The sequence below is a fragment of the Enterobacter cloacae complex sp. 402C9 genome, from assembly GCF_050030745.1.
Lineage (GTDB): Bacteria > Pseudomonadota > Gammaproteobacteria > Enterobacterales > Enterobacteriaceae > Enterobacter > Enterobacter intestinihominis.
In genome coordinates, this window is the sequence record NZ_JBLGUW010000001.1 from 1,552,675 (window position 1) to 1,567,091 (window position 14,417).

15 protein-coding genes are annotated in these 14,417 nt (G+C 55.5%); 10 read left to right on the plus strand and 5 right to left on the minus strand.

Annotated features, from left to right (window positions below):
- Positions 1 to 19: 19 nt before the first annotated feature.
- From arsC to ACQG1K_RS07390, 4 genes are all read right to left on the minus strand, one after another.
- Positions 20 to 445, minus strand: a complete 426-nt coding sequence (gene arsC, locus ACQG1K_RS07375; RefSeq protein WP_105322590.1) for a glutaredoxin-dependent arsenate reductase — start codon at positions 443 to 445, stop codon at positions 20 to 22.
- Between the two features lie 12 nt (positions 446 to 457).
- Positions 458 to 1,747, minus strand: a complete 1,290-nt coding sequence (locus ACQG1K_RS07380) for an arsenic transporter (protein ID WP_063149647.1) — start codon at positions 1,745 to 1,747, stop codon at positions 458 to 460.
- Positions 1,748 to 1,787: 40 nt separating this feature from the next.
- Positions 1,788 to 2,108 (minus strand): metalloregulator ArsR/SmtB family transcription factor, encoded by a 321-nt coding sequence (locus ACQG1K_RS07385; RefSeq protein ID WP_015571018.1) that lies wholly within the window; start codon positions 2,106 to 2,108, stop codon positions 1,788 to 1,790.
- Between the two features lie 950 nt (positions 2,109 to 3,058).
- The gene (locus ACQG1K_RS07390) at positions 3,059 to 4,744 is read right to left on the minus strand and encodes an aspartate:alanine antiporter (RefSeq protein WP_367074678.1); all 1,686 of its coding nucleotides are present in this window, start codon (positions 4,742 to 4,744) and stop codon (positions 3,059 to 3,061) included.
- Between the two features lie 274 nt (positions 4,745 to 5,018).
- Here ACQG1K_RS07390 and ACQG1K_RS07395 point away from each other — a divergent pair, with 274 nt between their 5' ends.
- Positions 5,019 to 5,393: an inner membrane protein YbjM gene (locus ACQG1K_RS07395; protein ID WP_367074679.1), complete on the plus strand. Its 375-nt coding sequence runs from the start codon at positions 5,019 to 5,021 to the stop codon at positions 5,391 to 5,393.
- A gap of 30 nt (positions 5,394 to 5,423) precedes the next feature.
- On the opposite strand, the gene ACQG1K_RS07400 is transcribed toward ACQG1K_RS07395, so the two are convergent.
- The gene (locus ACQG1K_RS07400; RefSeq protein WP_014169305.1) at positions 5,424 to 5,693 is read right to left on the minus strand and encodes a GrxA family glutaredoxin; all 270 of its coding nucleotides are present in this window, start codon (positions 5,691 to 5,693) and stop codon (positions 5,424 to 5,426) included.
- A gap of 185 nt (positions 5,694 to 5,878) precedes the next feature.
- On the opposite strand from ACQG1K_RS07400, the gene nfsA reads away from it, so the two are divergent.
- The 9 genes from nfsA to rlmC all read left to right on the plus strand — a co-directional run bounded on the left by nfsA (position 5,879) and on the right by rlmC (position 14,361).
- Positions 5,879 to 6,601, plus strand: coding sequence for a nitroreductase NfsA (gene nfsA / locus ACQG1K_RS07405; RefSeq protein ID WP_023299683.1), 723 nt, complete (start codon positions 5,879 to 5,881; stop codon positions 6,599 to 6,601).
- A 64-nt stretch (positions 6,602 to 6,665) separates the two neighbouring features.
- Positions 6,666 to 7,568, plus strand: a complete 903-nt coding sequence (rimK, locus tag ACQG1K_RS07410) for a 30S ribosomal protein S6--L-glutamate ligase (protein ID WP_032621711.1) — start codon at positions 6,666 to 6,668, stop codon at positions 7,566 to 7,568.
- 63 nt (positions 7,569 to 7,631) lie between these two features.
- The gene (locus ACQG1K_RS07415) at positions 7,632 to 8,108 is read left to right on the plus strand and encodes a YbjN domain-containing protein (RefSeq protein ID WP_022647571.1); all 477 of its coding nucleotides are present in this window, start codon (positions 7,632 to 7,634) and stop codon (positions 8,106 to 8,108) included.
- Positions 8,109 to 8,458: 350 nt separating this feature from the next.
- Positions 8,459 to 9,571 carry a spermidine/putrescine ABC transporter substrate-binding protein PotF gene (gene potF / locus ACQG1K_RS07420; protein ID WP_022647572.1) on the plus strand — a complete coding sequence of 371 codons (1,113 nt, stop codon included), beginning with the start codon at positions 8,459 to 8,461 and terminating at the stop codon, positions 9,569 to 9,571.
- 143 nt (positions 9,572 to 9,714) lie between these two features.
- Positions 9,715 to 10,848: a putrescine ABC transporter ATP-binding subunit PotG gene (potG, locus tag ACQG1K_RS07425; protein WP_006809449.1), complete on the plus strand. Its 1,134-nt coding sequence runs from the start codon at positions 9,715 to 9,717 to the stop codon at positions 10,846 to 10,848.
- A gap of 9 nt (positions 10,849 to 10,857) precedes the next feature.
- Positions 10,858 to 11,811, plus strand: coding sequence for a putrescine ABC transporter permease PotH (gene potH, locus ACQG1K_RS07430; RefSeq protein ID WP_022647573.1), 954 nt, complete (start codon positions 10,858 to 10,860; stop codon positions 11,809 to 11,811).
- A complete protein-coding gene (gene potI / locus ACQG1K_RS07435) occupies positions 11,808 to 12,653 on the plus strand; it encodes a putrescine ABC transporter permease PotI (RefSeq protein WP_022647574.1) in 846 nt (281 codons plus the stop codon). The genes potH and potI overlap by 4 nt, the downstream gene beginning before the upstream one ends.
- A gap of 42 nt (positions 12,654 to 12,695) precedes the next feature.
- On the plus strand, positions 12,696 to 13,193 hold the full coding sequence (locus ACQG1K_RS07440) for a YbjO family protein (RefSeq protein ID WP_087878582.1): 498 nt from the start codon (positions 12,696 to 12,698) through the stop codon (positions 13,191 to 13,193).
- 40 nt (positions 13,194 to 13,233) lie between these two features.
- On the plus strand, positions 13,234 to 14,361 hold the full coding sequence (gene rlmC, locus ACQG1K_RS07445; protein WP_032676348.1) for a 23S rRNA (uracil(747)-C(5))-methyltransferase RlmC: 1,128 nt from the start codon (positions 13,234 to 13,236) through the stop codon (positions 14,359 to 14,361).
- Positions 14,362 to 14,417: the final 56 nt, after the last annotated feature.

Below are 14,417 nucleotides of genomic sequence, written 5' to 3' on the forward strand. Positions count from 1 at the left end.
GCCCCGGCCACGCCTGATGTCAGGAGATTTTTTTCCCGCTGGCGTCAACGACGACTTCGCCATCTTCTTTTGTAAATGCCCCTTTTTGCTCGTCCGGAAGGATGTCGAGAACGACTTCAGAAGGGCGGCACAGGCGGGTACCCAGCGGCGTCACCACAATCGGACGGTTAATCAGAATGGGGTATAGCAGCATGAAATCAATAAGCTGGTCATCGGTGAAATTTCCCCCGGCAAGGCCCAGTTGCTCGTAAGGCTCGACGTTTTTGCGCAGCAGATCGCACACGGGAATCCCCATGTCTGCAATCAGCCTGGTCAGTTCATCACGCGACGGTGGGTTCTCAAGATAGAGAATAATTTCGGGTTCCGTACCGCTGTTGCGGATCATCTCCAGCGTATTGCGCGACGTGCCGCAGGCCGGGTTGTGGTAGATAGTGATGTTGCTCATATCCGTTACTCATTACAGTGTGAAGGAGAGACGTAGCGCCAGCGCGGCGAGCGTCACAAACAGAACCGGCAGCGTCATTATGATGCCCGTCCTGAAATAGTAGCCCCAGGTAATGGTCATGTTTTTCTGTGCCAGCACATGAAGCCATAGCAGGGTAGCCAGGCTACCGATGGGGGTGATTTTCGGCCCCAGATCGCAGCCAATCACGTTAGCGTAAATCATCGCCTCCTTAATCAAACCTGTTGCCGCACTACTCTCAATGGAGAGCGCGCCGATCAATACCGTTGGCATATTGTTCATTATGGATGACAGAAAGGCGGTGATAAATCCGGTTCCCAGCGTAGTGGCCCAGAGTCCGTGTCCGGCTAAGCGATCAAGAACGCCTGAAAGAGACTCCGTCAGCCCGGCATTACGCAGGCCATACACCACCAGATACATCCCCAGCGAAAAGATAACGATCTGCCAGGGTGCGCCGCGCAGCACTTTCCCGGTGTTAATGGCGTGCCCGCGTTTCGCAACGGCAAATAAAATCAGCGCGCCAGTTGTTGCGATAGCGCTGACCGGGATACCCAGAGGTTCAAGCACAAAGAAACCGACGAGCAGTAGCAGCAGCACGATCCAGCCCGTTCTGAACGTCGGCAGGTCGTGAATGGCCCGTGCGGGCTCGCGGAGTTTTGCCAGGTCATATTCCGGCGGTATTTCCTTGCGGAAGAACAGATGCAGCATCACCAGCGTCGCGGCAATTGCGGCGATATCAACCGGGATCATCACCGAGGCGTATTCGCTAAAGCCCAGCTTAAAGAAGTCCGCTGAGACGATGTTGACCAGATTGGAGACAATCAGCGGCAGGCTGGCGGTATCGGCGATAAATCCCGCCGCCATCACGAACGCCAGCGTGGCCTGCTTGCTGAACCCCAGCGCCAGCAGCATGGCGATAACGATAGGTGTCAGGATCAATGCCGCACCGTCATTGGCGAACAGCGCCGCCACGGCCGCACCCAGCAGCACGATCCAGGTAAACAGCAACCGCCCGCGACCGTTTCCCCAGCGAGCAACGTGCAGCGCCGCCCACTCGAAAAAACCGGACTCATCCAGCAGCAAACTGATAACGATTACCGCGATAAACGTGGCCGTCGCATTCCAGACGATGTTCCAGACCACCGGAATATCGTTAACGTGGATCACACCGCTCGCCAGCGCCAGCGCGGCGCCAATGGTGGCACTCCAGCCGATACTGAGCCCTTTGGGCTGCCAGATCACCAGTACCAGCGTAAACAGAAAAATAGCCCCTGCCAGAAACATCTTTTACTCCGTTATATCTGTTTTTGTGAATGTGTTGTGGTCAGCACGAGCCCGGGAGGCGGTTTTTCAGCTTCATACGTGTCTCTTCTCGCAGGCAGTTCCAGCTGGTGTCGATAACGGTTGCCGCCCATGCAGGCATGTTGGGAGAGAGACGGTAGTAGATCCACTTACCCTCGCGACGGTCGATGGCCAGCCCGGCCTCACGCAGCAATGCCATATGGCGGGAGACTTTCGGCTGCGGCTCGTTGGTAGCGGAGCAGAGATCGCAGACGCACAACTCGCCCGCCTCACGCAGAAGCATGACGATGGAGAGCCGCGTTTCGTCGGAGAGGGTTTTGAAGAGCTGAACGGGGTGAAGCATCTGGCGATCCTGCGTGGTTTTTTTCATATACACTAAATCATATATGTTTGTGGCGAGTGAGGGAAGGGCAATAAGGGCAAATAAATGCCCTTAGAGAAGTACCACTACGTTGAGCCGTCGTCTTTGAGCCACAGACAGGGCGGGATTAGAAGATTAATGATTCCTGGTTTTGTTGAATATCTTCAATGTTATGAGACAGACGATCGTTGCAGATGTTAACAGAATCAAAATAACAATATTTGTATATGTTTCGTACATTGTCTCCGCATTAATATCACCATAGATGAAGCCGCAAATAGCAGTCGCAACGTCGTGGTTAATATAAGCTGTTGAAGGACCCAGCATACGTCCTGCCAGGAAGCTAATTAACACAAACCAGACGGCCTTAAGTAGTCTTGAGCCCCATTTACGGGCAAGGGTAGTGATATCCACCGTCAATAACCTCAATACTATTGCACGCGATATGTGAACGCATACATGGGACCTAAATAAATTCCGGTTTCAGAAGAGCGATTCCGAAATTGGAGTGGTGAGCGAGCTTTATGTAGACTTCTGCCGCTATCCCCGGATGAAGCCTTCATTCCTTTTCCTGTCATCAGGTGGATTAATTCGTTCCAGCTTATGCCAGCTGCCTGTATCGAAGTTCAAACCCGATCATATCTACGCTCAATCGTTGTTCTTTCAAGATATTGACCAGGCAAAATTTAACCGCGCAAGAAGATCAGCTATACCGCCATGGAAAATAAGGTAGTGTTATAAGTAATTGATAGGGAAGGGTATTAATTTCAGGGAACAAAAAACCCATCAACCTTGAACCAAAAATGGCGGGGTTGATGGGCTCCACAAATTGGGGACATCAAAGAAAAGCAGTGGCACTAGTTATGACTGCACCCTGCGTAAAAAGTTCTGCGCGTAACGAAAATTTTTTGCGCCACACCCAAACTTGAGATTTATCCGAGTCCTGGCCAGATAATGATGATCAGCGTACCTGCCAGCGTCAACAGCACGTTTGCGATGGCGTAGGTGCCTGCATAGCCCAGCGCCGGGATGTTGCTGCGCGCGGTGTCGCTGATGATCTCCATTGCCGGTGCGCAGGTGCGCGCGCCCATCATCGCGCCGAAGAGCAGGGCGCGGTTCATGCGGAGCACGTAGGCGCCGAACAGGAAGCAGATGACTACCGGTACCAGGCTGACGATAAGTCCGGAAACCAACATTTGCCAGCCGACCGCACCCAGGCCATTGCCAATGCCGCTCCCGGCGCTTAAGCCGACACCCGCCATAAAGACCATCAGACCGAACTCTTTCACCATGTTCAGCGCTCCCTGAGGGATGTAGCCGAAGGTGGGATGGTTCGCTCGCAGGAAGCCCAGCATGATCCCGGCGAACAGCAGACCGGCAGCGTTACCGATGCCGAAGCTAAAGTTACTGAACTGGAAGGTGATCATTCCGATCATCAGGCCAACAATGAAGAAGGCGCAGAAGGCTAACAGGTCCGTCACCTGACTGTGAATCGAGATAAAGCCGATACGGTCGGCAACGGTTTTAACACGTCGGGCATCGCCGCTGACCTGCAACACATCGCCTTTATTAAGCACCACGTTATCGTCGATAGGCATTTCAATCTGGCTGCGGATCACGCGGTTGAGGAAACAACCGTGGTCGGTCAGCTTCAGCTGTGCCAGACGGCGGCCCACGGCGTTGTGGTTTTTCACCACAATCTCTTCGGTGACGATACGCATGTCCAGCAGGTCGCGGTCAAATACCTCTTTCCCGTTACGGAAGCTCGGATCGAGACGCGCGTGGGCGTCCGGGTAGCCAACAAGGGCGATGTCATCGCCCATCTGGAGCACCGCGTCACCGTCCGGGTTTGCCAGAATGCCGTTACGACGGATACGTTCGATGTAGCAGCCGGTCTGACGGTAGATCCCCAGCTCGCGCAGGTTTTTCCCGTCGGTCCAGGCAACCAGTTCCGGACCGACGCGGTATGCGCGGATCACCGGCAGGTATACTTTACGTTTGGAGTCCGTATCCAGACCACGCTCTCGGGCAATGGTTTGGGCGCTGGTCTGGAGATCCTGATGCTGAAGTTTTGGCAGATAGCGCGCGCCAACAATCAGGCTCACCAGACCAATCAGATAGGTCAGGGCATAGCCCAGGCTCAGGTTATCCAGCGCGGCGGAAAGCTGCGTGCCTTCCATGCCTGAATGACGAAGCGTATCCCCCGCGCCAACAAGCACCGGCGTGGAGGTCATCGAGCCTGCCAGCATGCCGGCCGTTAAGCCGATGTCCCAGCCAAACAGTTTGCCCAGCCCTAACGTAATCAGCAGGGCGCTGCCGACCATCACCAGCGCCAGCATCAGATAATTTTTGCCGTCTCGGAAGAAAATGGAAAAAAAGTTCGGACCGGCTTCCACGCCTACGCAAAAAATAAACAGCATGAAACCTAAGTTAAGCGCGTCCGTGTTAATACTGAAATGTTGCTGACCTAATAACAGGGAGACGACTAAAACGCCAATGGAATTACCAAGTTGAACTGAACCCAGGCGCAATTTACCCAGACAAAGGCCCAGTGCCAGTACCACAAATAATAACAGGATGTAATTCCCATTTAACAAGTCTGCGACGTTTATATTCACGGAGGCTAACTTCTTGTTTACCAGTAAGTTGTTGAATGAAAGGACTATTTGGGCTACTGTTTTCAGAGTCAGGGAATCACTTTGCACCTCCCTGCTTCCTGATAAATACCCTAAACACTAGCAGGCGGTTAGTTTAATCGTAATAGCTACCGACAGCCACCTATTATCGCACGACTTGTGTGCGTGCTTTGGCAAGGATTGCCGCAATGCTTTATCTGACTGGGCGTCCACCGGACGATTTTTGTATTTGATAGAGATAAGTCAGGAGGATAGTTTGAACTTTAAACGAAACTGGGTTGGCGTAATCAGCTGCTTTTTGCTGTTTACGGTCGTTTGCATGTCGCTTGCTTTTAATGTTAAGGGCGCCTTCAGAGCGTCCGGTCATCCCGAGCTGGGCCTGTTGTTCTTTATCCTGCCGGGGGTAGTGGCCAGTTTTCTCTCGCGCAAAGGCGAGGTGATAATGCCGCTGCTGGGGGCCATCCTTGCGGCGCCCCTCTGCCTGCTTCTGATGCGCGTGCTGTTTCTCTCGTCGAGAAGCGTCTGGCAGGAAGTGGCGTGGCTACTAAGTGGCGTTTTCTGGTGTGCGCTGGGGGCGCTCTGTTTCTTATTTATGCGCAGCCTGCTGCAACAGCGGAAGCATCATAAATAAAAACGCCCTCAGGGTGAGGGCGTCTTAGCATTACTGAGCGGCAAACAGGCCCAGGTGCTCTTTGGCGTACGCTTCGAAATCGGTGCAGCCGCCGATGTGTTTCTGATCGAGGAAGATCTGCGGCACGGTTTCAACCGGTTTACCCACGGTTTTTTCCAGATCGGCTTTGCTGATGCCTTCCGCGTGGATATCCACGTAACGGAAGTTGAAATCATCACGTTCTTCAGTCAGTTTCTCAGCCAGCTCTTTCGCGCGCACACAGTAAGGGCATCCTGGACGACCAAAAATTACTGCAAACATTTCTCTCTCCTCAAAAAACAAGCCTGACGGCGAATAATCCCTATAGTGCACGATAACCTGCCGTCATGGAAAGAAGGTTTCACCTGTCACTTTGATACAGTCAGGCTATGTTTCGCCAATTACATCAGGTGGATCATTGCCTATACTGGCTGCCATACGTTTTACGCAATACAAAGAGAGACAAAATGACGCCAACCATTGACCTGCTTCGTTCCCACCGTTCCATTCGCCATTTCACCGATGAGCCGATCACCCAGGCGCAGCGGGACGCGATCATCGACAGCGCAAGAGGCACCTCCAGCTCCAGCTTTTTGCAGTGCAGCTCCATTATCCGCATCACCGATCCGGCGATGCGTGAACAGCTGGTAACGCTGACGGGCGGACAAAAGCACGTTGCCCAGGCGGCTGAGTTCTGGGTGTTCTGCGCCGATTTTAACCGTCACCTGCAAATCTGTCCTGAGGCGGAGCTGGGGCTGGCGGAACAGCTGCTGCTGGGCGTGGTGGATACGGCATTGATGGCGCAAAACGCGTTCACGGCGGCGGAATCGCTGGGGCTTGGCGGCGTCTATATCGGCGGGCTGCGTAATAACATCGAAAGCGTGACGCAACTGCTGAAGCTGCCGAAACACGTGTTGCCGCTGTTTGGTCTGTGCCTCGGCTGGCCGGCGGATAACCCGGATCTGAAGCCGCGTATTCCTGCTGCGATGCTGGTGCATGAAAACCACTACCAGCCGGTCGATCAGGACGTTCTGCATCAATACGATGAAGAGCTGGCGAACTACTATCTGACGCGCGACAGCAACAACCGCCGCGATACCTGGAGCGACCATATTCGTCGCACCATCATTAAAGAAAACCGCCCGTTCATTCTTGATTACCTGCACAAACAGGGCTGGGCAACGCGATAGTCCCTTCCTCCTGCGCCTCGTGTATGATAGGCAGGCTTTTCCCATGTCTTTAGAGAGGTGCAGGGTGAAAATTGCCATATTGTCCCGGGATGGAACGCTCTATTCATGTAAACGCCTGCGAGAAGCGGCGGCGAAACGCGGACATCAGGTTGAGATCCTCGATCCGATGTCCTGCTATATGAACATCGACCCTGCGGCGTCGTCGATTCATTACAAAGGCCGCAAACTCCCGCATTTTGATGCGGTAATTCCCCGCATTGGCTCCCAGATCACCTATTACGGCACGGCCGCGCTGCGCCAGTTTGAAATGCTGGGAAGCTATCCGCTCAACGAGTCCGTGGCGATCTCACGCGCCCGCGATAAGCTGCGCTCGCTGCAGCTGCTGGCGCGCCAGGGGATCGATTTGCCCGTCACCGGGATTGCTCACTCCCCGGACGACACCAGCGATTTAATCGACATGGTGGGTGGTGCGCCGTTGGTCATTAAGCTGGTGGAAGGCACGCAGGGTATTGGGGTGGTACTGGCGGAGACGCGTCAGGCGGCGGAAAGCGTGATTGACGCCTTTCGCGGTCTGAATGCCCATATTCTGGTGCAGGAGTATATTAAAGAGGCCAAAGGGTGCGACATCCGCTGCTTTGTGGTGGGCGATGAAGTGGTGGCCGCCATAGAGCGGCAGGCGAAAGAGGGCGACTTCCGCTCTAACCTGCACCGCGGCGGTATCGCGCGGGTGGCCCTTATCAGCGAGCGCGAGCGCGAGATTGCGGTGAAAGCGGCGCAGACGCTGGGCCTGGACGTGGCGGGGGTCGATCTGCTGCGTGCCGACCGCGGGCCGCTGGTGATGGAAGTTAACGCCTCGCCGGGGCTGGAAGGGGTGGAAAAAACCACAGGCGTCGATATTGCAGGTAAAATGATCGCATGGATTGAACGCCATGCGACGCCGGGATTTTGCCTGAAAACGGGCGGTTAAATGGATCGGCGCGCACTTTTTGCGTAAGCTGGACAACGTTTTTATTTAAGAGGCTGCACAGCGATGGATTTACAGGTCGTACCTACACTGGATACGTTACGTCAATGGCTCGATGATGCCGGTATTACTTTTTTCGAATGCGACTCCTGCCAGGCGCTGCATCTGCCTCACATGCAAAATTTCGATGGTATTTTTGATGCCAAAATCGATCTGATTAACGACGTGATCCTGTTCTCGGCGCTGGCTGAAGTGAAGCCTTCAGCGCTGCTTGCACTGGCATCCGATCTGTCAGCGATTAACGCCAGTTCTTTGACCGTGAAAGCGTTTCTCGACATACAGGATGATAATCTGCCGAAGCTGGTGGTTTGCCAGTCTTTATTCTCCGGCGCGGGGCTCTCCTTCAAACAGTTCGCCTGGTTTATGCGCCTGAGCGAAGAGCAAATTTCCATGGTAATGATGGAAGCCAACGCACATCACCTGCTGTATAGCGCGGAAGATGATGCCGAGAATAATGATGCATCTTCCAATTTTCTCCACTAAGCCTGTCTGACTTTTGCGCAGTCGCTACCAGAGCGGCTGCATAACACCGCTTTTTCTGCTGCTTTTAACCTTTCTTTAAAGAATTTTTCACCTCCTCTCAGGCCGTTTCGGCTTATCACGTAGACATAATCTGCATAAAAAATTGATAAAAGGCGTTTTTTCGTCTGGGCTATAGCCGGAGACACGGGCTACAGTTATTCTTGCGGTGCTTAAAAAAGCGAGCGGAACCTGCCGGGAAGAGGGGTGTATTTTATTTCGGGCAGAGCGACAAACTATGCATGAATATTGCATATCTTCAGGCTGCACAGTTTTGGTTCGTTTGTTAACGAGCTTTCAGAAGGAATAACAATATGATCGCCTTGAATAAAAAATGGTTATCGGGTCTGGTTGCGGGTGCTCTGATGGCCGTCTCTGCCGGCACGCTCGCTGCGGAACAAAAAACGCTGCACGTCTATAACTGGTCTGACTATATTGCGCCGGACACCGTCGCGAATTTTGAAAAAGAGACCGGCATTAAGGTTGTCTACGACGTATTCGATTCCAACGAAGTACTGGAAGGCAAACTGATGGCGGGCAGTACCGGTTTCGACCTGGTGGTGCCCTCTGCAAGCTTCCTGGAGCGTCAGCTGACCGCCGGTGTCTTCCAGCCGCTGGACAAGAACAAGTTATCGAACTGGAAAAACCTCGATCCGGAAGTGCTGAAGCTGGTGGCGAAGCATGATCCGGACAACAAATACGCCATGCCTTACCTGTGGGCGACCACTGGTATTGGCTTTAACGTGGATAAAGTCAAAGCGGCGCTGGGCCCGGACGTCAAACTGGACAGCTGGGACGTGGTGCTGAAGCCGGAAAATCTCGAGAAGCTGAAAAGCTGCGGCGTCTCTTTCCTCGATGCGCCGGAAGAGATTTTCGCCACCGTGCTTAACTATCTCGGCAAAGATCCAAACAGCAGCAAGGCCGACGACTACACCGGTCCGGCGACCGACCTGCTATTGAAGCTGCGTCCGAATATTCGCTACTTCCACTCCTCTCAGTACATCAACGACCTGGCTAACGGGGATATCTGCGTGGCCATTGGCTGGGCGGGTGACGTCTGGCAGGCAGCGAACCGTGCGAAAGAGGCGAAAAACGGTGTGAATGTTTCCTACTTCATTCCGAAGGAGGGGGCGCTGGCGTTCTTCGACGTCTTCGCGATGCCGGCTGATGCGAAAAACAAAGAGGAAGCGTATCAGTTCCTCAACTACCTGATGCGTCCGGAAGTGATTGCCCACATCAGCGACCACGTCTACTACGCCAACGGTAACAAGGCCTCCGTGCCGCTGGTGAGCGAAGAAATCCGCAATAATCCGGCGATCTACCCGCCAGCCGATGTGTTTGCCAAGCTCTTCACCCTGAAAGTGCAGGAACCGAAAATTGACCGTGTGCGTACCCGCGCGTGGACGAAGGTGAAAAGCGGTAAGTAACGGCGTTTGATATCGTTGCCCGGTGGCGCTGTCGCTTACCGGGCCGACAAATCCCGTAGGCCGGGCAAGCGTTAGCGCCGCCCGGCGATACGCACCCTGACGGTGCGTTTGCACCAGTGTTGATCTATGCCGGAGAGCACCCCGTGAATGACGCGATCCCCCGCCCGCAGGCGAAAGTCCGTAAAGCGCTGACCCCGCTTCTTGAAATTCGTAACCTCACCAAATCCTTCGACGGCCAGCATGCCGTGGACGATGTCAGCCTGACGATCTACAAAGGTGAAATATTTGCTTTGCTCGGCGCATCTGGCTGCGGTAAATCGACCCTGCTGCGCATGCTGGCCGGGTTTGAACAACCTACCGCCGGGCAGATCGTGCTGGATGGGGTAGACCTCTCCAGCGTGCCGCCGTACCAGCGGCCCATTAACATGATGTTCCAGTCCTATGCCCTGTTCCCGCACATGACTGTCGAGCAGAACATCGCCTTCGGCCTGAAGCAGGACAAACTGCCGAAAGCCGAAATCACCGCGCGCGTGGCGGAGATGCTGAGCCTGGTGCACATGCAGGAGTTCGCGAAGCGTAAGCCGCATCAGCTTTCCGGCGGCCAGCGTCAGCGCGTGGCGCTGGCAAGAAGTCTGGCCAAACGGCCGAAATTACTCCTGCTCGACGAGCCGATGGGCGCGCTGGATAAAAAGCTGCGCGACCGGATGCAGCTGGAAGTGGTGGATATCCTTGAGCGCGTAGGGGTGACCTGCGTGATGGTGACGCACGACCAGGAAGAGGCGATGACCATGGCCGGGCGCATTGCGATCATGAATCGCGGTAAGTTCGTGCAGATAGGCGAGCCGGAGGAGATTTACGAACACCCGACAACCCGCTACAGCGCGGAGTTCATCGGCTCGGTAAACGTCTTCGAAGGGCTGCTGAAGGAACGCCAGGAAGACGGTCTGGTGATTGAATCGCCGGGGCTGGTGCACCCGCTTAAGGTTGATTCTGATAATTCCGTGGTGGACAACGTGCCGGTTTACGTTGCCCTGCGCCCGGAAAAAATCATGCTTTGCGATGAGCCGCCCGCCGATGGCTATAACTTTGCCGTGGGCGAAGTGGTACACATCGCCTATCTCGGCGATCTGTCGATTTACCATGTCCGCCTGAAAAGCGGGCAGATGCTCAGCGCCCAGTTACAGAACGAACACCGGTATCGCAAGGGACAGCCAACCTGGGGCGACGAAGTGAGCCTGTGCTGGGATGCGGACAGTTGCGTAGTCCTGACGGTATAAGGAGCGGTCATGAGCACACTTGAACCTCCAGCCCGCGTCAAAAAACCGGGCGGTTTCTCGCACTGGCTGGCGCGCGTGCAGATGGCGCATGGCCGCAAGCTGGTCATCGCCATGCCCTATATCTGGCTGATCCTGCTGTTTCTGCTGCCGTTCCTGATCGTCTTTAAGATCAGCCTGGCGGAGATGGCGCGGGCGATCCCACCGTATACCGATCTGTGGGAGTGGGCCGACGGGCAGCTGACGCTGACCTTAAACCTCGGGAATTTCCTGCAACTGACTGAGGATCCGCTCTATTTCGAAGCCTATTTACAGTCGTTACAGGTTGCGGCGATCTCAACGATCTGCTGCTTGTTGATGGGCTACCCGCTGGCGTGGGCAGTGGCGCACAGCAAGCCGTCGACGCGAAATATTTTACTGCTGTTGGTCATTTTACCGTCGTGGACATCGTTCCTGATCCGCGTGTACGCGTGGATGGGGATCCTGAAGAATAACGGCATACTGAATAACTTCCTGCTGTGGCTTGGGGTGATCGACCAGCCGCTGACGATCCTGCATACCAACCTTGCGGTGTATATCGGGATTGTCTATGCCTATCTGCCGTTTATGGTGCTGCCAATCTATACGGCGCTGACGCGAATCGATTACTCGCTGGTGGAAGCCTCGCTGGATCTCGGCGCACGCCCATTGAAGACGTTCTTCAGCGTCATTGTGCCGCTCACAAAAGGCGGGATCATCGCCGGATCGATGCTGGTGTTTATCCCGGCGGTCGGGGAGTTTGTGATCCCCGAACTGCTCGGCGGGCCGGACAGCATCATGATTGGCCGCGTGCTGTGGCAGGAGTTTTTCAATAACCGCGACTGGCCGGTGGCCTCGGCGGTGGCGATTGTCATGTTACTGCTGCTGATCGTGCCGATCATGTGGTTCCACAAACATCAGCAGAAACAGATGGGAGACCACGGATGAACAACTTACCGGTAGTACGCTCCCCGTGGCGAATTCTGATCCTGATTATCGGCTTTACCTTCCTGTATGCGCCGATGCTGATGCTGGTGATCTACTCGTTCAACAGCTCTAAGCTGGTCACCGTCTGGGCGGGCTGGTCGACGCGCTGGTACAGCGAGCTGTTCCACGATGATGCGATGATGAGCGCGGTGGGGCTGAGCCTGACCATTGCGGCGCTGGCGGCGACGATGGCCTGCGTGCTGGGCACGATTGCCGCGCTGGTGATGGTGCGCTTCGGCCGTTTTCGCGGAGCAAATGGTTTTGCGTTTATGATCACCGCCCCGCTGGTGATGCCGGACGTCATCACCGGTCTGTCGCTGCTCCTGCTGTTTGTCGCGCTGGCGCACGCCATCGGCTGGCCAGCGGATCGCGGGATGCTCACCATCTGGCTGGCGCACGTCACCTTCTGTACGGCGTATGTGGCGGTGGTCATCTCCTCGCGGCTGCGCGAGCTGGATCGCTCCATTGAAGAGGCGGCGATGGATCTTGGCGCCACGCCGCTGAAGGTCTTTTTTATCATTACGCTGCCGATGATTATGCCGGCGGTGATCTCCGGCTGGCTGCTGGCGTTCACGCTCTCGCTCGACGATCTGGTTATTGCCAGTTTTGTCTCGGGCCCAGGCGCGACGACGCTGCCGATGCTGGTCTTCTCCAGCGTGCGCATGGGGGTGAATCCGGAGATTAATGCCCTGGCCTCCATCATCCTCGGCGTGGTCGGAATTGTCGGATTTATCGCCTGGTATTTGATGGCGCGCGCGGAAAAGCAGCGCGTGCGCGATATCCAGCGTGCAAGACGCGGCTGAAGGAATTATTATTTCCAGTGATGTGCCGCGTATGACGCGGCACTGTTTTTCAGGGAAGTAAAAACATTGGGATTCTTGCAAAAAACACGTCATTCGCACGCCCGTCCGAACGTCCCTGCGCTGGTGCAGGTGGCGGCGCTCGCCATTATTATGATCCGCTGCCTGGATGTGCTGATGATTATGAACACGCTGGGCCCGCGAGGCATGGGGGAGTTCATTCACCGCAGTGCGCAGACGTGGAATCTGACGCTGGTGTTTCTCAGCAGCCTGATGCTGGTGTTTATTGAGATCTACTGTGCGTTCTCGCTGGTAAAGGGGCGCAACTGGGCGCGCTGGGTATATTTTCTTACGCAGATCACCGCCGCCAGCTATCTGTGGGCCGCCTCGCTGGGCTATGGCTATCCGGAGCTATTCAGCATTCCCGGCGGCTCCCGCCGCGAGATTTTCCATTCCTTAGTGATGCAAAAATTGCCGGACATGCTGGTGCTCTGCCTGCTCTATGTTCCCGCCTCCAGTCGGCGGTTCTTCCGCCTGCAATAATGTGTATAATCGCAGCCCTCGTGATTCTTAAGGTTTTCATATGCAGTGCGCACTCTATGACGCCGGACGCTGCCGCTCCTGTCAGTGGATAGAACAGCCGGTCCCTCAACAACTCACCGCCAAAATGGCCGACCTGCAACAGCTGCTGGCAGCACACGCGGTGGGCGAGTGGTGCGCACCCGTCAGCGGGCCGGAGCAGGGCTTTCGTAATAAAGCCAAAATGGTGGTCAGCGGCAGCGTCGAAAAGCCGCTGCTGGGCATGCTGCACCGTGACGGCACGCCCGTCGATCTCACCGGCTGTCCGCTGTATCCCGCCTCGTTTGAGCCGGTGTTTACCGCCCTGAAACCCTTTATCGCCCGCGCGGGGTTAACGCCCTATAACGTTGCCCGTAGGCGCGGCGAGCTTAAGTACCTTCTGCTGACCGAAAGCCAAATCGACGGCGGGATGATGCTGCGCTTTGTGCTGCGTTCGGAAACTAAACTGGAGCAGCTTCGCGCGGTGTTGCCGTGGCTGCAGGAACAGCTTCCGCAGCTCAAGGTCATTACCGCTAATATTCAGCCGGTGCATATGGCGATCATGGAAGGAGAGAAAGAGATTTTCTTCACCGAACAGCATGCGCTGGCGGAGAATTTCAACGGCGTGCCGCTGTGGATCCGTCCGCAAAGCTTCTTCCAGACTAACCCCACCGTCGCCAGCGCGCTGTACGCGACCGCGCGCGACTGGGTGCGTGCGTTACAGGTTCATCACATGTGGGATCTGTTCTGCGGCGTCGGCGGCTTTGGCCTGCACTGTGCCACGCCAGACATGCAGCTCACCGGGATTGAAATTTCTGCGGAGGCCATCGCCTGCGCGAAACAGTCCGCCGCGGAGCTGGGGCTGACGAATCTGCACTTCCAAGCGCTGGACTCGACCCGGTTCGCCACCGGCCAGGGCAACGTGCCGGAGCTGGTGCTGGTGAACCCGCCGCGCCGGGGTATCGGCCAGGCGCTCTGCGACTACCTGAGCCAGATGGCGCCGGAGTACATCGTCTACTCCAGCTGTAACGCGCAGACCATGGCGAAGGATATCGCCAGCCTGCCGGGCTACCGCATTGCGCGCGTTCAGCTCTTTGATATGTTCCCGCACACTGCGCATTACGAAGTGCTGACGTTGCTCGTGAAATCTTAAACAAAATGTGAACTCTTCCCCCGCTCGAAATCAGGTAAGCTTACGTCATAACAAAT